Here is an 18,371-nt window from a genome sequence, read left to right on the forward strand (position 1 = left end):
TATTTGATGTGATTCAATGTTGTCCAGGACACACTATGCGTCGCTTCCGGTTGCTACAACCCCCCGTTGCCCCGATGTGCAGGAGCCGATCCATGAGTATCGATCTCACCCAGGAACAGACTGCGTTCGCGCAGGCCGTCGCGTCATTCTGTGCCAAAGAGGCGGGCACCAGGTCCCAACGGGATGCCCTCACCGAACACGGCAAGCACACCCACAACCAAGCGCTCTACGACAAGATGGCCGACCTGGGCTGGTTGGGAGCGATCATCTCGGAGGACCACGGTGGGGCAGGCGGCAGCACCGTCGACCTGTGCATCCTCCTCGAAGAATCAGCCAAGGCCATGGCACCCATCGGCGGTATCGGACCCACCTTGATCACCGGCGCGGCGTACGAGAAGTTCGGCACGCCCGCGCAGAAGGACACTGTTCTCGGCGGCATCGTCGCCGGGCGCAGCTATTCGATCTCGATGTCCGAGCCCGAGGCCGGCTCGGATGTGGGAAATCTGACCTGCCGTGCCGAGAAGACCGACTCCGGTTGGCTGATCAACGGCCAGAAGACCTGGTGCTCGAATGCGCATTTCGCCGATCGGATCTTGCTCGTCGCACGTACGGGCAGAGAAGGTGGCAAGCACGAGGGTCTGACGATGTTCGACGTCCCGGCCGATATCGAGGGCCTGAACATCGTCGGCATCGACACGATGGGTGGAAAGGAAGTCAACGACCTGTACTTCACCGACTGCGTGCTTCCCGAGGACGCGGTGGTCGGGGTGGAAGGGCAAGGATGGTCGCAGCTGATGACCGGTCTGAACATCGAGCGCCTCATTCTCGCGGCGATGATGCTCGGTACCGCGCAACGAGCGTTCGACGACACACTCGACTTCATCACCCAGCGAAAGCAATTCGGCAGGCCCGTCGGGACGTTCCAAGCACTGCGGCATCGAATTGCCGATCTGGCCACCGAGATCGAGTGCGGACGGCTGCTGGTCTACCACGTGGCTCGGTTGGTCGACGAGAACCCGACGAAGCTGTTCCCCCGCGAGGCCTCGATGGCCAAGCTCAAGCTCACCGAGACCGCGAAGAAGGTGGCACTCGAAGGCATGCAGATGATGGGCGGTTACGGTTACGCCACCGAGTTCGACATGGAGAAGCACGTCCGGACGACTCTCGTGTCCTCGATCTACGGCGGTACCAACGAGATTCAGCGTGACATCATCGGCAAGACGTACGGACTCTAGGTCATCGTGTTGCGTCGTCGCCCGCAGCTCTCGGAGGATGTCGCCGCAAGTATTCGCCAGCAGATCGTCACGGGTGCGCTCGAGCCGGGTGCATTCGTGCGAATCGACGAAACGGCCACCGAGCTGGGTGTGAGCGCGACACCGGTGCGTGAAGCGCTGGTGTCTCTCCGCGGTGAAGGACTGGTGGAGCTGGTACCGCGGCGTGGCTACCGCGTCAGCGAACTGACGCAGCAGGACATCGACGACATCTTCTGGTTGCAGGGCACGATTGCGGGCACACTTGCCCGCCGCGCGGCCCACGTCATCACCGACGAACAGATCGACGCAGTGCGCGCGCTGAACGACCGGCTACGTGATGCGGTGTTCCGACGCGACCTCGACGGCATCGAATCCTGTGAGTTCGAATTCCACAGGTACATCAACAAAGTCGCCGGTGGAGCCAAGCTGGCATGGTTTCTGTTGGGTGCCGTCAGATACACGCCGGCCCGAATGTACGCGTCGAACCGGCAGTGGTGCGAGCATGCGCTCAGCAGCCACGAGGAACTGATCGAGGCATTTCGTCGACGGGACGCCGACGGTGTCGCAGACCTGATGTGCACGCAGTTCCTCGTCGGTGCGACATTGGTTCACGGGCTTCACGGGTGATGTGGTTTCACCGGTGAGGTGGCCAACAACAGTTCGGTGCACCGGTCGACAACGGCGTCCTCGCTCAGTTCCAGTTCTCCGCCGAGCCACGCGGTGAGGACCTGAGCGAATCCGCCGACGACGAAATGGGTTGTCAGGTCGAGATCGTGGTCCCTTGTCGTGCCGTAGAACTCGGTGGCCTGAGTGGCCAGCAGATGGGCGAACATCTTCGTCGACTCGGCTCGTTTGGCCACCAGGATGTCGCCGACCGACGTGGCGGAGAAGAGGAGGAACCCGCGGCGTGGGTCTTCGGCGACAGCGCGCACGATCGCACGGATCCCGGCGTGTACCCGTTCGCGGTCGTCCTTCGGTGCTGCGGCGACCGCGTCGAGCGCGATGGCCGCGACATCGTCGACGACGTGGTCGTACACCGCCACCATCAGCGCGTCCCGGTCTGCGAAGCTCTCGTAGAAGTAGCGGCTGACGACGCCGGCCCGGCGGCATACCCCGCGAACGGTCAAGTCGGGCTTCGCTGTTCCGAGCAGATCGAGGCCGGTCTCGATGAGGATGCGCCGACGCTCGGCGACTCGCGCCGAACCGTCGACGCCGCCGTAGGTGCGGGGTGAATCGGGCATGGATACATCTTGACATCCCCTGGCATCCACGCCTAGCTTGATCTGAACACAGGCGTACTCAGATTGCTGACAGTGAAGGAATCGATTGCAACATGACTGTCGACACCGACTTTCTGCGCAAGTCCATGACCGGGTTCGGCCTGCTCGCCGGGTCGGCGAACGTCATCATGCAACTCGGGCACCCCGCCGTCGGGTACGGAGTGTTCGAGAGCCGCGTGGAATCCGGACAGATCAACCGGCACCCGATCAAGCGCACCCGAACCACGTTGTCCTACCTCGCCGTCGCGGGTATGGGAGACGACAAGACCAAGGCCGCATACCGCAAGGCGACCAACAGATCCCATGCGGCCGTGCGGTCGACGGCCGACAGTCCGGTGAAGTACAACGCCTTCGATCCCAACCTGCAGCTGTGGGTGGCGGCGTGCCTCTACCGCGGTTTCGAGGATGTGTACGTTGCGCTGTACGGGCCACCCGATCCGGCCGTTGCAGACGAGATGTATCAGGCGTGCCACGTACTCGGCTCGACACTGCAGATGCCGCCCGAGATGTGGCCCGCAGATCGAGCGGCGTTCGAGAAGTACTGGGAAGCAGCGCTGAACGACATTCACATCGACCCGACGATCAGGCGTTACCTGTACGGCATCGCCTCGGCCACGTTCGCCAGACCCGCAGCACTGCATCCGCTGATCGGGCCGTTCTTTCGCTTCGTGACCACCGGATTCCTACCCCAGCGATTCCGGGACGAGATGGAATTGCCCTGGGACCCGGTCAAGCAGAGACGGTTTGCGCTACTGCTGCGCAGCGCGTCCCTGCTCAACCGGATGTTGCCGCCTGTCGTGCGAGCACTGCCGTTCAACATCCTGCTGCGCGATGTCGAGCGTCGGATGCGTTCGGGGCGGGCGCTGGTCTAGTTCGAGCCTCAGCTCAGATGATGCGGCTGCGGGTGCGACTTGTGACCCTCGTCCGAGCCCTCGTTGTCCTGATGGCCGTTCGCTGTTCCCTGTACACCCGTCCCGGCCGGAACCATGGAAATGATCACCGACTTCGAGGTGGGGCAGTTGCTCTGCAGCGCAGTCGAATCCAGCGGAATCAACGGATTGGTCTCGGGGTAGTACGCAGCAGCCGACCCGCGCGGGGTGTCGTACTCGACGATGCGGAACGACGGTGCGCACCGTTCCACGTCGTCGTCGTCCCACTTGGTGACGAGATCGACCATGTCGCCGTCGCGGAAACCGAGCGTCGAGATGTCTTCTCGGTGCACGAAGATGACGCGTCGGCCGTTCTCGATGCCGCGGTACCGATCGCTGAGGCCGTAGATGGTCGTGTTGAACTGATCGTGGCTGCGCAGGGTCTGCAGAATCAGATGGCCCGGTGGAACCTGCAGCACGTCGATCGGTGACACCGCGAATTCACCACGGCCGCTCTTGGTTTCGAACGTCCGACTGTCGCGCGGGGGGTGCGGAAGAACGAAGCCACCGGGGCGTCGAACATTGACCTCGTAGCCCTCGCAACCGGCGACGACACGGGAGATGTGCTTGCGGATGTTGCGGTAGTCGTCGCGGAAACCCTTCCAGTCGAGACCGTATCGGTCACCGAGGGTCGCCTCGGCGATACCGCTGACGATGGCGACCTCGGAACGAAGGAATTCGCTCGCGGGCTTCAGCGGTCCGCGTGAGGAGTGCACCGAGCAGGTGGAGTCCTCGACCGAGATCCACTGCTCGCCACTGGCTTGCACGTCCTTCTCGGTGCGGCCCAGGGTCGGCAGAATCAGTGCGGTCTCGCCGCAGACCAGGTGCGAACGGTTGATCTTGGTGGAGATCTGCACCGTCATCCGCATCTTGCGCAGCGCCTCGAAGGTGACGTCACTGTCCGGAGTTGCCTGGACGAAGTTTCCGCCGAGTCCGAGGAAGAAGTGCGCCTTGCCGTCGCGCATGGCCCGGATGGAATCGACGGTGTCCAAGCCGTGCTCGCGCGGCGGCTCGAAGTCGAACTCCGCGGCCATCGCGTCGAGGAACTTCACCGGAGGGCGCTCCCAGATTCCCATCGTGCGGTCGCCCTGGACGTTCGAGTGACCACGAACCGGGAGCAGACCCGCACCTGCCTTACCGATGTTGCCTTGCGCGAACGCGAGATTGGTGACTTCCTTGATGGTGGCGACGGCGTTGCGGTGCTGCGTCAGGCCCATTGCCCAGCAGAACACGGTGGCCTTGGAGTCGCGCAGCATCTCGGCGGCCTCGGTGATCTGCGCTACCGACAATCCGGTCACCTCGGTGACGAGATCCCAGTCGACCTCGGCGACGTGCGCCTTCCACGCGTCGAAACCGACGGTGTAGGTGTCGAGGAACTCGTGATCGAGCGCGTCCCACTTCACCAGCAGCGAGCCGATGGCCTGGAAGAGTGCGAGGTCGCCGTTGAGCTTGATCGGCAGATGCAGATTCGACAGGTCCGTTCCCGGTCCCACCATGCCGCGCGGAGTCTGTGGATTCTTGAAGTTGAGCAGACCCGCTTCGCGAAGTGGGTTGATGGACAGAATCTTTGCGCCGTTCTGCTTCGCCAGCTCGAGGGCCGAGAGCATACGCGGGTGATTGGTGCCGGGGTTCTGGCCCGCCAGGATGATCAGTTCGGCGTTGTGGACGTCGTCGAGCGTGACACTGGCCTTGCCGATGCCGATCGACTCCTGCAGAGCGATGGACGTCGACTCGTGACACATGTTGGAGCAGTCGGGCATGTTGTTGGTGCCGAACGACCGAGCGAACAACTGATACGTGAACGCGGACTCGTTGGAGGCGCGACCCGAGGTGTAGAAGATGGCCTCGTCGGGACTGGCGAGGGACTTCAGCTCGTCGCCGATCAGGCGGAACGCGTCGTCCCACTCGATGGGCTCGTAGTGGCTGCCGCCGGGCAGCTTGATCATCGGGTGCGTGATCCGGCCCTGCTGGCCCAGCCAGTGCTCGGTATGCGCGTCGAGTTCGGCAATGCTGTGTTGCGCGAAGAACTCCGGCGTCGCTCGCGTCGTCGTCGCCTCCTCGGCAACGGCCTTCGCGCCGTTCTCGCAGAATTCCGCCGCGTGCCGGTGGCCCGGATCCGGATCGGGCCAGGCGCAGCTCATGCAGTCGAAACCCTCGGCCTGGTTGAGCTTGAGGAGCGTCTGCGCGGTGCGCTTCGGGCCCATGTGCCCGAGTGCCCGCTTCATCGACACTGCGACGGCGACGGGGCCTGCCGCGTGGGTCTTCGGCTTCTCGATGTCGAGCTCGGCCTCGTCGACGTCGCTGTCGGTGCGTCTCATGCGGGTCCCTTCGTTGCGTTACCCCCGCACTCGACCATAGCCGTAGGCTCAGCCGGCGAGGAGCTTGGTCACCAGATCCACGTACTGCTGCTTCGCCGAATCCTGGCTCGTACCTTCGAGCTTCGCCCAGGCATCGAACTTCGCGCGGTTCACCATGTCCAGTCGTCCGGGCCGCTTACCCGAGGCGTCACCGATCGAACCCTGCTTGTAGAGCGAGTACAGGCTCAGTAGGTCGTCGTTGCTCGGCTTGGACGTGAGCTTCTTGACGTCTACCTGCGCGTCGGCGAACGACTGGTCGAGATCGGACATGAAGAACTCCTTCGGTTAGAGGTGCAGTCATCCTCGCACGGAGGCTTCGGAAATCAGCCGAATGCAGTGCGCCACGAGGGCTTCGCGGGTGACGGTGACCGTGCCGTCGAGATAGCCGATGAACAGGGCGGTCAGTGCCCCGACGGTTCCGACGGCGATCAGCTGTCGATCGGTGGAGTCGGGGAGTTGGGCGTGCACCAGTTCGACGAAGCCCGGTAGCAAGTCGAGTCCGCGGCGGCTGAGTGCCGGTTCGGCCAACGGCGCGATGAGCAACACCCGCCCCGTTTTCGGTTCGTCGATGATGAGTTCGACGAATGCGCGCACCGGCGCCGCGATGGTGTCCTCGGCGGTGTTCGCCTGCATCACGGCGTCGAGCAAGGCCTTCTGCGCTCTTGCGCCCACCCAGGCGTACACGGCCCGGACGAAGGTATCGCGGTCGGAGAAGCTCTCGTAGAAATACCGTTCGGTCAGTCCGGCGGTACGGCAGACGGCGCGCACGTTGACGGCAGGTCCGTCCGGGGAGCCGAGCAGCTCGACCCCGGCCGCGAGCAGCGCGTCGTACCGCTTGGATCTGCGTTCCTCCAACTGTTGACTACGCATGTTGTCAACTCTAGTCTGACAACATGCGTAGTCAGTCCGATCGACCCGTCCCGCTCGGTCCCGATTCACTCACCTGGAAGTACTTCGGCGACTGGCGGGGGATGCTGCAGGGCGTCTGGGCGGGGTCGATGCAGAACATGCACCCCGGGCTCGGAGCCGGGGTGGAGCAGCACTCCACGTTCTTCGACGAGCGCTGGCAGCGGCTGTACCGGTCGCTGTACCCCATCGGCGGGGTCGTGTTCGACGGCGATCGCGCCGAGGAGACCGCACTGCAGGTCCGCGGTTACCACACGAACATCAAGGGAATCGACGCCCGAGGCCGCAAGTACCACGCACTCGATCCCGACACGTTCTACTGGGCGCACGCCACCTTCTTCATGGGGACGGTGCTCACGGCAGACCACTTCATGGGCGGACTGACCGAGGCTCAGAAGGTGCAGTTGTTCGACGAGCACGTGCAGTGGTATCGCCTGTACGGCATGAGCATGCGTCCGGTGCCCGCGACCTGGCCCGAGTTTCAGCAGTACTGGAAGCACATGTGCACAGACGTGTTGGAAGACAACATGGCTGCCCGCGGGGTGCTCGACCTCTCGAAGTTGGGTCCACCGCCGTACGCGGCGTGGCTGCCGGAACGAGTGTGGGCGGTGCTCAGGCGTCCGGTTGCGGCGTTGTTCGTCTGGATCACCGTTGGGCTCTACGACCCACCGGTGCGCGAGCTCCTCGGATACCGCTGGACCGCACGGGACGAGCAACGGTTCGCGTTGTTCGGTAAGGCGGTGAACCTGCTCTTCGGGCTGGTGCCACCGCGTCTCCGCTTGCATCCGCGCGGGCGGGCCGGATGGGATCGCGCCAAGGGACGTATCCCGAGAACGACACCGCTGGTGCACACACCGGCCCGTAACCTGCCACCGGTGGAGCGCCGCTCGGACCCGTCGCACTACAGCCCCAATGTGTAGATCGACGGGCCCCGGGTACATCGCGGTGTATGTACAACGTACGAACCGGAACCGGAAAACCACTCGTCCTCGTGCACGGGCTCGGGTCCTCGCACCGTAACTGGGACCCCATCGTCCCAGCGCTGGCCGCGCATCGAGAGGTCATTGCCCTCGATCTGCCGGGATTCGGGCAGACCCCGCCGCTGCCCGAGGTGTCGATCGCATCGCTCACCGACGCCCTGCGCACGTACCTCGACGACGAGGGACTGTCCGACGCCGATCTTGTCGGCAGCTCGATGGGCGCGCGCATGGTCGTCGAGCTCGGCCGCCGCGGCCACCGCGGTTCGATGGTGGCGCTCGATCCCGGTGGCTTCTGGAACGACCGCCAGGTCAAGATCTTCGGAGCCACGATCACGGCGTCGTTGGCGCTGATGAAGAACGTGCAGCCGCTGGTGCCGTTCCTTGCCGGTAGTCCGGTGACGAGAACGGCTGCGCTGGCTCAGTTCTCGGCTGCGCCGTGGAAGTTGCCGAGCGGATTGGTGGAGCGGGAGCTGAAGGGCTTCTCGGCCAAGACTTCACCCTCGCTGGACGCCGCCCGCAAGGCCTTGATCCACGGGCCCAAGCAGATCGGTGCGCCGAAGGGGTCGCTGCAAGGCTCGCTGCTCATCGGCTGGGGCCGCCAGGACAAGGTGACGACGCCCAGCCAGGCCACGGTGGCGCTGGAGCGATTCCCCGACGCCACCCTGCACTGGTTCGACAAATGCGGACACTTCCCGCACTGGGATCAGCCCACCGAAACCGCGCGGGTCATCTTGCGGGCGACGGGTCGCTGAAGCTCACCTGCGTCAGCCGTTCCACCAAGGCCGCAGGGGGACGCCTGCTTCGCCCTTCGGTCCGAGCTTGACCGCCAGAACCTGGTGCAGCTGAACCACATTGCGCTCGAATCCCAGACGGGACCCGGCCATGTACAGGCCCCAGACGCGGGCCGTTCCCTCGCCGGCTTCGGCGACGCATGCGTCCCAGTTGTCGACGAGGTTCTGGCACCATCCGGCAAGGGTCAGGGCGTAGTGCTCGCGCAGGTTCTCCTCGTGACGGACCTCGAGTCCGACGTCCTGGATCTCGGTGATGATGCGTCCGGAACCGGTGAGTTCGCCGTCGGGGAAGACGTACCGGTCGATGAAGCTGCCCGCTTTGCTATGCGCGCGATTGTCCGGACGCGTGATCGAGTGGTTGAGCAGTCGGCCGCCGTCCCGCAGCTTGGACTGGATGAACGTGAAGTACGACGGGTAGTTGTGCACGCCGATGTGCTCGGTCAGTCCGATGGAGGAGATGGCGTCGAAGTTGGTCTCGGCGACGTCGCGGTAGTCGGAGAAGCGGACCTCGGCCAACTCGGACAGGCCCTCGTCGGCGATGGCCTTCTGCGCCCACGACGCCTGCTCCTGCGACAGTGTCACGCCGATGACCTGGACGCCTCTGCGCGCGGCGTAGCGCACCATCGAACCCCAGCCACATCCGATGTCGAGTAGACGATCGCCCGGCTTCAGCCCGAGCTTGTCGAACACCAGTCGATACTTGTTCTCCTGCGCCGCTTCCAGAGACTGATCGTTGCTCTCGAACGCAGCACACGTGTACGTCATCGAGGGGCCGAGTACCATCTCGTAGAAGGCGTTGGACACGTCGTAGTGGTGGTGGATCGCTTCTGCATCACGAGTCTTGGAGTGACGCAGACCTTCTGCGATGCGACGCCACCGCGGAATCGCTTCCTGGGGCGGGGGAGCGATGGGCCGCAACACATCCCAGCCGAGTGAACGGGCGATCGAGGTCAATGTCATTGCCGAGGGGCGTCGGAAGTGCAGCTCGTCGCCCATCAGTGCCAGCAACTCGTAGGGGTCACCCGGATGGACGCCCGTAGCTTCGAGATCGCCGGAGACGTACGCGCGCGCCATGCCCAGATCGCCGGGAGCGGTTGCGAGATAGGTGGTTCCGCGAGGGCTCTTGAGGTTGAGGCCGATTCTCGCGTCCTCGGGTCCTGCGGTGCTGCCGTCGTATGCGGTGAAGCGCAGTGGGATGTTGCCGTCGGAGATCAGCTCCAGGATCTCGGAGATCTTGAGCTTCTGGGCACCGTTCACCGTGCGATTGCCGGAGTCCTTGAACGTCGTCATCTGCGTTGCACCGCCTTCGAGTACAAATCCAACAATCGGGATTCGGGATCGTATTTCTTCTTCAGCTGGATGTATCTCTCGCCGCCGTACAGCACGGCGAATTCGTCCTCGGTGTAATAAGCATCCGAGTACAGCGATTTATGCCCGTCGAACTCGGTCACTTTCTTCTCGATGGCGCGGTTCGCGGCACCCTCGGGTTCGCCCGAAACGATCGGGACCGAAGACCAGAAGCCGATGTTGACGTAGGTGCGTTTCGGTTCGAGTGGATACAGCGGCCACGGTCGGGCCGGATTCGCGCCCGGCGCTGCCGGCTCACGAAGTCGCAACGGGCACAACCACAACGGCTCGATCGGGATGTTGTCGAGGAACCACGCCACGAAGCCTGCGGTGTGTTCGATCGGAACCTCGACATCCTGCACGACGCGTTCGCGCGGCGGATTTCCCTTGCGCTTCTCGAGTCGGTCGGCAATGTCGTACTTGCGATCGAGGCCGATGAGCTTCCAGTAGAAACTGCTGCGCCGGTACTTGCGCGGCCAGAAGCGTCGGATTCTCGGGTTCTGTGTTCCGAATGCGCGGGAGCACCAGAACCAGTCGGTGTCCCAGCGCCACAGGTAGTCGTGAATGGTGAGGCGGTCGGTCTTCGGTGTGTCCGACGCATGCTGGATCGAGCGGTAGAAGATGTCGGCACCGGTGTAGTCGCTGACCGGCCCCGGTTCGTCGGTCTGGACGCCGAGGGTGAGGTAGCTTTCGTCGGCGCCGAAGACCACACCGTCGAGGTATTGGACCTCGATGCCGTCGTACTCGCGCTGCTCGACGATGGTGTCCATCGTGGACTGGAGAGTGTCGAGATCGTGAAATCGTAGGTGGCGCAACGCGACATACGGCAGCACGGGTTCGAGCTGAATTCGCAGCCGAGTGGAGTAGCCCAGGGTGCCGTACGAGTTGGGGAAGCCCCAGTAGAGATCTGCGTGTTCGCCCTCCGGTGTCGCGGTGACGATCTCGCCGCTGCCGGTGAGGACGTCGATCTCGAGCACCGATTCGTGCGGGAGTCCACTACGGAACGACGTCGACTCGATACCGAGGCCGGTGACGGCTCCACCGAGAGTGATCGTCTTGAGCTGCGGGACGACGAGGGGCGCGAGACCGTAGGGAAGCGTCGCGTCGACCAGGTCCTCGTAGGTGCACATGCCGGCGACATCGGCTGTGCGCGTGGCGGGATCGACGGTGATGACCTTGCTCAGGCCCGAGACGTCGAGCCCCGGCGTGGTGGTGGTCGTCCTGGCCCGGAACAGGTTGGACGTCTTCTTCGCCAGACGCACCGTCGCATCGGTCGGAATTGCGCGATAGCTGCGAAGCAACTGCTCGACACCCGACCGGTGCGCTGCGTAACCGCTCTCCCTCGGTTCTGGCCGTCGTCCGAGAAGAGCATTCACTGAAGCCACATACAGACGCTATATCTCGTACCGCACGGTATCCACCGGCATTGGCGTCCGACCGGTGAAACTTCACGCAACTGTTGCCGAATCCGAGTGAGGAATCGGAGTAAATCGGACAAATGGTTGCGTCATGCATGTGTTTTGCCGATACGAGAATTGTCGTGTGAAGCACATCACACATGCATCGACGCGATGCCGAAGGTGGCCTCGAGGAGAGGCAGGATGGACGCACATCCCGTCCGCTAGAGAAGGAGAACGTTTCCGTGGCTCAGGTCAGTGCATCCAGTTCCGCCACCATCGCTGCCACACCGGATCGGGTGCTCGCCGCGCTCGCCGACTACGAGACGGTGCGCCCGCGCATCCTCCCCGAGCAGTACCGCGACTACGAGGTGGTCCAGGGCGGGCAAGGGGACGGAACCGTGGCCACGTGGACCCTGCAGGCCACCGAGAAGCGAGTGCGCAACGTCGCCGCGACCGTCACCGTCGCCGGATCGACCATCACCGAACGCGATGCCAACTCCTCGATGGTCACCACCTGGTCGGTCGCCCCGGACGGCGCAGGCACCGCGGTCACCACAACGACGGAATGGAAGGGCGCGGGCGGAATCGGCGGGTTCTTCGAGAAGACCTTCGCACCGCTCGGCCTGAAGAAGATCCAGGCCGCGACGCTGGAGAACCTGCGTCGCGAGTTGATCTAGTTGGGTCGTTCCGCAGGCTCCACTCCTGCCTAGACCCGCTCGAAATCCGGGGCCGCGATCAGCGTCAGGGTTCCGACCACCACGGTGCGCATCGACCACAGGAACATCCCGTCGGGTCCACGGTCGACCGTGTCGTAGGCCCCGGGCAAGGTGTCGAGGTCGGTGCGGGCGGCGATCGCGTCGTCGTACTCACGATCGCGTCGGGCATCGTTGTAGACGACCTCCGCCAACGCCAGCGCATGCTCGACGACGGTGATGACGGCCCACGTCGCCTGCTTCGGAGTGAGGTCGTAGCGAATTCGGTAGCGCGTCTGCACGGCGTCGGCCATCCGAAGAGCGTCGATCGAACTGGGAGTCAGACCGATCAGATACTCCGCGATGCCCGGGTTGGAGTGAACCAGCTCGCGCATCGCGGAGGCGAGGGTCAGCAGAGCGTCGTGCATCGATTCGTCGTCACCGGGAAGCGGCGGCGACCACCTGCGCAGAATCTCCTCCGCCACGAGGGCCTTGAGGGAACCGAGATCGTCGATGTTGTTGTAGATGGCGACGATCGACACGCCCAGACTCTCGGCCACCGACTTCACCGACACCTTCGGCAGCGTCAGCGCGATACCGGCCTCGGCCATGGTCTCGGGCGTCACCCGACGCTTACGAGGGGAGTGACCCTCGGAGTTCGTCGGTGCGTGCATTCGAGGATGGTACGTGTCTCAGTACTGACAGATGTTCAGGCGAGGGGCTCCAGAATCGCATCGTGTCCTTCTCTTCCGCACTACCCGCGACCGACGGGGATCGGACGCTGGTCGAAGACGGATGCGGGATCTGATGAGGACGGCATCCACACGATGGGTGCGGCGGTGAGAGTGGCGGACGGCCGAACCTTCGCCGGGGTGAATCTCTATCACTTCACCGGTGGCCCGTGCGCAGAGTCCGTCACCGCAGGCGGGATCCCGTGTCAGCCGCGAAATTGTGGACACTCAGGTCGGTATGTCGATTCGACGCGCAGTGAATCACAGCGATTCAAGGTGCGACTACGCTGGTGTTCGCTTCGAACCCACGCGAGAGGACGGCACAGTGCAACCCGGTGAACAGCCCGACATGGCATCGATCCTGCAGCAGGCCCAGCAGATGCAGCAGCAGCTGATGGCGGTGCAGGCCGAGATCGCGGAAACCGAAGTGACCGGCCAGGCAGGCGGCGGACTCGTCGTCGCCACCGTCAAGGGAACCGGTGAGGTGGTCGGTCTGACCATCGACCCCAAGGTCGTCGACCCCGAAGACATCGAGACCCTCCAGGATCTCGTGATCGGCGCTATCGCCGATGCGTCTCGCGCGGCTCAGGCCGTCGCGAGCGAGAAGATGGGCCCCCTCGCTGGTGGTCTCGGTGGCATGCCCGGCCTGCCCGGGTTCTAGGCGGTGTACGAAGGTCCGGTTCAGGATCTGATCGACGAACTCGGCAAGTTTCCCGGGGTCGGTCCGAAGAGCGCTCAGCGCATAGCTTTTCATCTCCTGGGCGTCGAGCCTCCCGAGGTGGATCGGCTCATGCGCGCGCTGCAGCGTATTCGCGACGGCGTTCAGTTCTGCATCGTCTGCGGCACGGTCTCGGACAAGGAACTGTGCCGGATCTGTGCCGATTCGCGTCGAGACAGATCGATGATTTGCGTCGTCGAAGAGCCCAAAGATGTTCAGGCCGTGGAACGTACACGAGAGTTCAAGGGCCGCTACCACGTACTCGGCGGAGCGCTCGACCCACTGAACGGAGTGGGGCCGGATCAGCTCCGCATCCGAGAGTTGTTGACCCGTGTGGGAACTCAGGACGACGGAGTGGACGTCACCGAGGTCATCATCGCCACCGACCCCAACACCGAGGGCGAAGCAACGGCCACGTATCTGGTCCGCATGATGCGCGACTTCCCCGGCCTGGCCATTACCCGCCTCGCCTCCGGCCTGCCCATGGGCGGAGACCTCGAATTTGCCGACGAACTGACGCTGGGCCGCGCTCTGACCGGACGTCGACGAATGTGAGTGCCCACGGATGTGGTGCGATCAAGTGCCGCCCAGGGCACTCGACCGCACCACTGCCGTAGGCGCTATCGCAGCCGCTCCTTGCGGAGTTGCGCAACCTCGGGCAACTCGAGCGGAGCGAGCGTGGTGCCCAAGGCGCGCTCCAACAAGTAGTCCGCCAACTCCGGGTTTCGGGCGAGTACCGGCCCGTGCATGTACGTGCCGATCACAGACCCCTGCACGACGCCTTCGCGTCCGTCGCCGACACCGTTGCCCACGCCGTGGGTGACCTTGGCCAATGGGGACGCATCCAGCCCGAGAGTTGTTCCGCCGCGGTGGTTCTCGAAGCCGGTGAGTTTCTGGCTCAGGCCCTCGAGCGCGGGCTCGGTGACGACCTCACCGATGGACCTGGTGGCCTGCGGAGCGGTGGTCACGTCGAACAGGGAAATGCCGTCGACGCGTTCGCCCGCGGAGGTTTCGTACCAGTGGCCGAGAACCTGGATCGCGGCGCAGATCGCGAGCACGGGCGCACCGCGAGCCGCGGCGTTCTGCAATCCGGGATAGCGGGTGAGGTGACGAGTCGCGAGGCGTTGAGCCGAATCCTCTGCTCCACCAAGGGTGTACACGTCCAGGGAATCAGGAACCGGGTCGCTCAGAGTGATCTGGACGACCTCGGCGTCGATGTCGCGCATCCGCAGCCGCTGCCGCAGAATGAGCGCATTTCCGTTGTCGCCGTACGTGCCCATCACGTCGGGCAGGACGAGGCCGATGCGTACGGTGGACTCAGACATCTTTCACCTCACGAGCCAGCGCGCGACCGAGATCGCGGAACGCGGTGTAGTTTGCGAGCACTTCGACGCGTCCCGGCGGGCAGGAAGCAATGGCCTGCAACGGATCTGCGATGGTGGTGTGCTGCGAACCTGCATAGAGCAGCCGCACTCCGAGGTCGGTCGCGCGTTCACCGGCGGCGACGACGGCGACGTTCTCGAAGTGCTCGAAGCGTACGTCCCACAGCCACGACAGGTCTTCACCGTCGGGAACCTGACCGTTGACGGCGATGACGAGCCCATCGCAGGTGGGGTCGATCATCGACAGCGCTTCCTGCCAGCCGGCAGGATTCTTGGCGAGAAGCATTCGGACGGAATGAGATCCGTACTGGATGGTGGAGTATCGACCGGCCACCTCGTCGACGCTCGACGCGGCCGCGACGGCATCGGTCGGTGTCGCGCCGAGCGTCACTGCGGCGGCGACGGCCTGAGCTGCGTTGCCGCGGTTGGCTTTTCCTGGCAGCGACAACGTCATCGGCAGGACGAGCCCGTCGGGCCCGTAGAGATTCTGGTCGTCGAGCCACCAGTCCGGCGTCGGACGCTTGAAGTCGCTGCCGGTGCTGTACCAATGCTCGCCGTCCCACACGATGGGTTCGCCGGTACGCGGACAGCTGACGGAGTCTCCAGCCCACCCACCGCCCGCCGCGACCCAGACGACGTTCGGTGCGTCGAACGCGGCGGACGTGACGAGAACGTCGTCGCAGTTGGCGATGACGACGGTCTCGGGATGCCGGGCCAGTCCGGCGCGCAGTTTGCGTTCGATCATGTTGATCTCGCCCACGCGGTCGAGCTGATCGCGACTGAGGTTCAGCAACACGATGGCAGCGGGGTCGACGGCGTCGGACACATGGGGGACGTGCAGTTCGTCGACTTCGAGGGCAGCCAGCTCGGCGTCGAAGTGGGCGTGCAGTGCGGCGACGATGCCGGCGTCCATGTTCGCGCCGTCGGCTTGGGTGGCGACGTCACCGAGGGTGGCCAGCGCCGCAGCCGTCATTCTGGTGGTGGTGGACTTGCCGTTGGTGCCGGTGACGATGACGGTGCGCCGACCGCGGCCGAGCCCGCCGAGAATGTTCGGGTCGATCTTGAGTGCGACGAGGCCGCCGATCATCGATCCCTTGCCGCGGCCTGCTTTGCGGGACGCCCAGGTCGCCAGCTCCGCCGCGCGCAGTGCCACGCGGCCACGTGCGCCGATAAGTCTGCGCTCACCCACTTCAACCATCCGCCGAGTCTGGCACAGAAGAGGGTGCAGTTTCACGTCGACGGTTTCGACCACCTGGTCATTTCGCGGGCTCCACTCCCGCTACCCCTCGGTCGTTCCGCAGGCTCCACTCCCGCTACCACTTGGTCGTTCCGCAGGCTCCACTCCCGCCCCTCACACCGGCGCTTTCTCCAGCACTTCGGTGGGCCGCCGGACGGTCATGCCGCCCAGACACCCGCCGATGACGACGACGCCACCGATCAGCGCGAGCACCGAGGGGTTCTCGCCCAGGAAGATCCAGGCGCCGGCGATGCCGACGACGGGAACCAGCAGTGAGAACGGCGCGACGAGACCGGCGGGGTTGCGGCTCATCAGGATGCTCCACAGGCCGCTACCGACGATCGTGGCCGGAATCACGATGTAGGCCAACGCGACCAGGCCGGGCCAGCCCTGCGGACCGAACGAGGCCGTCAGTGCGTGCCAGCCGGTGCTCGGACCCTCGACGATCGCCGACAGCGCCAGCATCGGCACCGGCGGCACGACGGTCATCCACAGCATCAGCGTCATCGGCGATTCGGACTTCGCGAGTCGATTCCCCAGGTTGCCGAACGCCCAACCGAGTCCGGCGAGCAGGGTGAGGATCACCGGGAGCAAGGTCGCGTTCTGCGCGCGGTCCCACCCGATCAGCACCATGCCGAGCACGGCGATTCCGATGCCGATGGCCTGCCTGCGGGAGACGTGTTCGCGGAGCAGAACCGCGCCGAGAACGACGGTGAACGGTGCCGACGACTGCAGTACGAGCGACGCCAATCCGGTGGGCATGCCCGCCGCCATCGCTGCGAACAGGAACGCGAATTGCAGGAATCCGAACCCGAAGCCGTACAGCAGCAGCCACTTCAGCGGCACCTTGGGCCGCGGGACGAACAGCACGACGGGGACGGCGATGACCAGGAATCGCAGTGCGGCGAAGAAGAAGGGCGGGAAGTGATCGAGCCCCACACGGATGGCAAGAAAGTTCAGTCCCCACAGCACGACGACGGTCAGTCCGAGGAGGCGGTCGCGAGTGCTCATGGCCCCAATCGTGACGGCAGCGAATGATCAGCACAATCGAATATATCCGCAGGAACAGTTAAGATCCTCTACATGAACGTGGAGCGGCTCAGGATCCTTCGCGAACTCGCCGACCGTGGGACCGTCGCTGCCGTCGCAGACGCGCTGTCCATGACGCCGTCGGCGGTATCTCAGCAGCTCAAGCAGCTCGCCAAGGAAGCGGGGGTGACGCTTCTCGAACCCGACGGCCGCCGACTTCGGCTCACCGACGCCGGGCGTGCGTTGGTGGTCAGGACGGACGATGTGTTCGCCGCCCTCGCCCGCGCCACGGCAGAGATGGATCGATACCGGGCGTCCCCGCGGGGACGCGTTCGAGTCGCGCTGTTCCCGTCCGGTGCTGCGCTCCTGCTGCCCGGGCTACTGACACGGCTGGCGAACTCGGACGTCGACATCGACGCCCGCGACGAGGATCTGCCCGCATCCTCGGTGCCGGAACTTCTGGCGGACTATGACGTCGTCCTCACCCACCGCGACGAGCGGGCACCGTCGACGGCAGGCCCGCGCATCGAGGTGACGACCCTGATGCGTGAGCCCATCGATCTGGTGTTACCGCCCGGACATGCTCTGGCGCAACATGAATCGATAGACCTCCGGGACCTGGTCGACGAACGATGGATCAGTGTCCGCGGCGGATTCCCGGTCGACGACGTGCTGCTCTCGGTGGCCGCGGCGACCGGCGTCGAACCGCGAGTGATGCAGCGAGTGAACGACTTCCGCGTCACCGAGGTCTTGGTGGCCGCAGGTCACGGAGTGGCATTGATGCCGCGCTACGCCGTCGTTCATCCTGGCTTGGTGCGGCGAGAACTGTCCGGGGTGCGGGCAGGGCGAATCTACGAACTCGCGACGCGACCCGACGCGGGACGACTACCCGCGATCGCCGCAGTGCTCGACGCGTTCAGGGCGGAAGCGACGTTCAGGACAGGGCTTTGGCCTTCAACGTCCTGAACTCGTCCTGATCGATGGTGCCGTTGTCCAGCAACGCCTTTGCGTGTGCGATCTCCTCCGATGCCGACCGACCGGCCACTTCCTTGATGTAGTTCTCCTGCTGGTCCTTGGCGTGCTGCAGGGCGGCAACTTGACGCTTGGCCATGTTGCTGCCGTTCACGATGAGGTAGACCAGCGCGGTCAGGAACGGCGCGACGATCAGAAAGAACACCCACACGGCCTTGATGACTCCGGATGTCTTGTGGTCTCGGAAGAGGTCTCCGATGATCGAGAACATCACCATGAGATAGGCCACGAAGGCGAATCCGACGATGAGTAGCCAGAGAAAACCCCAGAAAGAATCCATGGCGAACTTCCATTCCCTAAGGTGCCC

At 64.4% G+C, this 18,371-nt stretch carries 20 protein-coding genes; 9 read left to right on the forward strand and 11 right to left on the reverse strand.

The annotated features are described in order from the left end of the window. The first annotated feature begins 92 nt into the window (after positions 1–92). Positions 93–1,235, forward strand: coding sequence for an acyl-CoA dehydrogenase family protein (locus tag CH295_RS12160; RefSeq protein ID WP_037187793.1), 1,143 nt, complete (start codon positions 93–95; stop codon positions 1,233–1,235). A 6-nt stretch (positions 1,236–1,241) separates the two neighbouring features. Further along, positions 1,242–1,880: a GntR family transcriptional regulator gene (locus tag CH295_RS12165; RefSeq protein WP_037187795.1), complete on the forward strand. Its 639-nt coding sequence runs from the start codon at positions 1,242–1,244 to the stop codon at positions 1,878–1,880. On the opposite strand, the gene CH295_RS12170 is transcribed toward CH295_RS12165, so the two are convergent. Continuing rightward, positions 1,871–2,494, reverse strand: a complete 624-nt coding sequence (locus CH295_RS12170; protein ID WP_094740834.1) for a TetR/AcrR family transcriptional regulator — start codon at positions 2,492–2,494, stop codon at positions 1,871–1,873. The two genes, CH295_RS12165 and CH295_RS12170, sit on opposite strands and share 10 nt — an antisense overlap. Before the next feature lie 92 nt (positions 2,495–2,586). Here CH295_RS12170 and CH295_RS12175 point away from each other — a divergent pair, with 92 nt between their 5' ends. Then, positions 2,587–3,405 (forward strand): oxygenase MpaB family protein, encoded by an 819-nt coding sequence (locus CH295_RS12175; RefSeq protein ID WP_094740835.1) that lies wholly within the window; start codon positions 2,587–2,589, stop codon positions 3,403–3,405. Positions 3,406–3,413: 8 nt separating this feature from the next. Here CH295_RS12175 and CH295_RS12180 read toward each other — a convergent pair whose 3' ends face one another. Genes CH295_RS12180 through CH295_RS12190 form a run of 3 tightly spaced genes read right to left on the reverse strand, consistent with a single transcriptional unit; the run spans position 3,414 to position 6,689 of the window. After that, a complete protein-coding gene (locus tag CH295_RS12180) occupies positions 3,414–5,780 on the reverse strand; it encodes an FdhF/YdeP family oxidoreductase (protein ID WP_037187805.1) in 2,367 nt (788 codons plus the stop codon). Between the two features lie 48 nt (positions 5,781–5,828). Continuing rightward, on the reverse strand, positions 5,829–6,089 hold the full coding sequence (locus CH295_RS12185; protein ID WP_032379982.1) for an acyl-CoA-binding protein: 261 nt from the start codon (positions 6,087–6,089) through the stop codon (positions 5,829–5,831). A 27-nt stretch (positions 6,090–6,116) separates the two neighbouring features. Continuing rightward, positions 6,117–6,689: a TetR/AcrR family transcriptional regulator gene (locus CH295_RS12190; RefSeq protein WP_094740836.1), complete on the reverse strand. Its 573-nt coding sequence runs from the start codon at positions 6,687–6,689 to the stop codon at positions 6,117–6,119. Between the two features lie 23 nt (positions 6,690–6,712). On the opposite strand from CH295_RS12190, the gene CH295_RS12195 reads away from it, so the two are divergent. Together CH295_RS12195 and CH295_RS12200 are read left to right on the forward strand one after the other, a co-directional pair. After that, complete coding sequence (locus tag CH295_RS12195; RefSeq protein ID WP_094740837.1) at positions 6,713–7,645, forward strand: oxygenase MpaB family protein; 933 nt, start codon at positions 6,713–6,715, stop codon at positions 7,643–7,645. A gap of 29 nt (positions 7,646–7,674) precedes the next feature. Further along, on the forward strand, positions 7,675–8,457 hold the full coding sequence (locus CH295_RS12200; protein ID WP_094740838.1) for an alpha/beta fold hydrolase: 783 nt from the start codon (positions 7,675–7,677) through the stop codon (positions 8,455–8,457). 12 nt (positions 8,458–8,469) lie between these two features. Here the strand turns inward: CH295_RS12200 and CH295_RS12205 are convergent, their stop codons facing one another. Together CH295_RS12205 and CH295_RS12210 are read right to left on the reverse strand one after the other, a co-directional pair. Next, a complete protein-coding gene (locus CH295_RS12205) occupies positions 8,470–9,786 on the reverse strand; it encodes a class I SAM-dependent methyltransferase (RefSeq protein WP_094740839.1) in 1,317 nt (438 codons plus the stop codon). Beyond that, positions 9,783–11,228, reverse strand: coding sequence for an FAD-binding oxidoreductase (locus CH295_RS12210; RefSeq protein WP_170945876.1), 1,446 nt, complete (start codon positions 11,226–11,228; stop codon positions 9,783–9,785). Before CH295_RS12210 ends, CH295_RS12205 begins: the two co-directional genes overlap by 4 nt. A gap of 257 nt (positions 11,229–11,485) precedes the next feature. Between CH295_RS12210 and CH295_RS12215 the strand changes: the two genes are divergently transcribed. Continuing rightward, positions 11,486–11,920: an SRPBCC family protein gene (locus tag CH295_RS12215; protein WP_094740996.1), complete on the forward strand. Its 435-nt coding sequence runs from the start codon at positions 11,486–11,488 to the stop codon at positions 11,918–11,920. A gap of 29 nt (positions 11,921–11,949) precedes the next feature. On the opposite strand, the gene CH295_RS12220 is transcribed toward CH295_RS12215, so the two are convergent. Then, on the reverse strand, positions 11,950–12,609 hold the full coding sequence (locus tag CH295_RS12220; RefSeq protein WP_141217010.1) for a hypothetical protein: 660 nt from the start codon (positions 12,607–12,609) through the stop codon (positions 11,950–11,952). A gap of 382 nt (positions 12,610–12,991) precedes the next feature. Here CH295_RS12220 and CH295_RS12230 point away from each other — a divergent pair, with 382 nt between their 5' ends. Both CH295_RS12230 and recR read left to right on the forward strand, forming a co-directional pair. Beyond that, a complete protein-coding gene (locus CH295_RS12230) occupies positions 12,992–13,327 on the forward strand; it encodes a YbaB/EbfC family nucleoid-associated protein (protein ID WP_094740840.1) in 336 nt (111 codons plus the stop codon). A 3-nt stretch (positions 13,328–13,330) separates the two neighbouring features. Then, a complete protein-coding gene (recR, locus tag CH295_RS12235) occupies positions 13,331–13,939 on the forward strand; it encodes a recombination mediator RecR (RefSeq protein WP_032379989.1) in 609 nt (202 codons plus the stop codon). A gap of 65 nt (positions 13,940–14,004) precedes the next feature. On the opposite strand, the gene CH295_RS12240 is transcribed toward recR, so the two are convergent. From CH295_RS12240 to CH295_RS12250, 3 genes are all read right to left on the reverse strand, one after another. Beyond that, positions 14,005–14,709, reverse strand: coding sequence for a type 1 glutamine amidotransferase (locus CH295_RS12240; protein ID WP_037187811.1), 705 nt, complete (start codon positions 14,707–14,709; stop codon positions 14,005–14,007). Continuing rightward, complete coding sequence (locus CH295_RS12245; RefSeq protein ID WP_094740997.1) at positions 14,702–15,964, reverse strand: Mur ligase family protein; 1,263 nt, start codon at positions 15,962–15,964, stop codon at positions 14,702–14,704. The genes CH295_RS12240 and CH295_RS12245 overlap by 8 nt, the downstream gene beginning before the upstream one ends. Before the next feature lie 153 nt (positions 15,965–16,117). Further along, positions 16,118–17,014, reverse strand: coding sequence for an EamA family transporter (locus tag CH295_RS12250; RefSeq protein ID WP_094740841.1), 897 nt, complete (start codon positions 17,012–17,014; stop codon positions 16,118–16,120). 72 nt (positions 17,015–17,086) lie between these two features. On the opposite strand from CH295_RS12250, the gene CH295_RS12255 reads away from it, so the two are divergent. Continuing rightward, the gene (locus CH295_RS12255; RefSeq protein WP_094740842.1) at positions 17,087–17,998 is read left to right on the forward strand and encodes a LysR family transcriptional regulator; all 912 of its coding nucleotides are present in this window, start codon (positions 17,087–17,089) and stop codon (positions 17,996–17,998) included. Here CH295_RS12255 and CH295_RS12260 read toward each other — a convergent pair. Beyond that, complete coding sequence (locus CH295_RS12260; RefSeq protein ID WP_094740998.1) at positions 17,967–18,344, reverse strand: SHOCT domain-containing protein; 378 nt, start codon at positions 18,342–18,344, stop codon at positions 17,967–17,969. The two genes, CH295_RS12255 and CH295_RS12260, sit on opposite strands and share 32 nt — an antisense overlap. Positions 18,345–18,371: the final 27 nt, after the last annotated feature.

The organism is Rhodococcus sp. 14-2483-1-2, assembly GCF_002259405.1.
Taxonomy (GTDB): Bacteria; Actinomycetota; Actinomycetes; order Mycobacteriales; family Mycobacteriaceae; genus Rhodococcoides.

Coding starts and splice junctions, on each gene's coding strand:
- CH295_RS12205 (WP_094740839.1), bottom strand. CDS start 9,786: ATGACGACGTTCAAGGACTCCGGCAATCGCACGGTGAACGGTGCCCAG.
- CH295_RS12255 (WP_094740842.1), top strand. CDS start 17,087: ATGAACGTGGAGCGGCTCAGGATCCTTCGCGAACTCGCCGACCGTGGG.
- CH295_RS12170 (WP_094740834.1), bottom strand. CDS start 2,494: ATGCCCGATTCACCCCGCACCTACGGCGGCGTCGACGGTTCGGCGCGA.
- CH295_RS12245 (WP_094740997.1), bottom strand. CDS start 15,964: ATGGTTGAAGTGGGTGAGCGCAGACTTATCGGCGCACGTGGCCGCGTG.
- CH295_RS12185 (WP_032379982.1), bottom strand. CDS start 6,089: ATGTCCGATCTCGACCAGTCGTTCGCCGACGCGCAGGTAGACGTCAAG.
- CH295_RS12195 (WP_094740837.1), top strand. CDS start 6,713: ATGCGTAGTCAGTCCGATCGACCCGTCCCGCTCGGTCCCGATTCACTC.
- CH295_RS12180 (WP_037187805.1), bottom strand. CDS start 5,780: ATGAGACGCACCGACAGCGACGTCGACGAGGCCGAGCTCGACATCGAG.
- CH295_RS12190 (WP_094740836.1), bottom strand. CDS start 6,689: ATGCGTAGTCAACAGTTGGAGGAACGCAGATCCAAGCGGTACGACGCG.
- CH295_RS12160 (WP_037187793.1), top strand. CDS start 93: ATGAGTATCGATCTCACCCAGGAACAGACTGCGTTCGCGCAGGCCGTC.
- CH295_RS12240 (WP_037187811.1), bottom strand. CDS start 14,709: ATGTCTGAGTCCACCGTACGCATCGGCCTCGTCCTGCCCGACGTGATG.
- CH295_RS12250 (WP_094740841.1), bottom strand. CDS start 17,014: ATGAGCACTCGCGACCGCCTCCTCGGACTGACCGTCGTCGTGCTGTGG.
- CH295_RS12175 (WP_094740835.1), top strand. CDS start 2,587: ATGACTGTCGACACCGACTTTCTGCGCAAGTCCATGACCGGGTTCGGC.
- CH295_RS12260 (WP_094740998.1), bottom strand. CDS start 18,344: ATGGATTCTTTCTGGGGTTTTCTCTGGCTACTCATCGTCGGATTCGCC.
- CH295_RS12220 (WP_141217010.1), bottom strand. CDS start 12,609: ATGCACGCACCGACGAACTCCGAGGGTCACTCCCCTCGTAAGCGTCGG.
- CH295_RS12200 (WP_094740838.1), top strand. CDS start 7,675: ATGTACAACGTACGAACCGGAACCGGAAAACCACTCGTCCTCGTGCAC.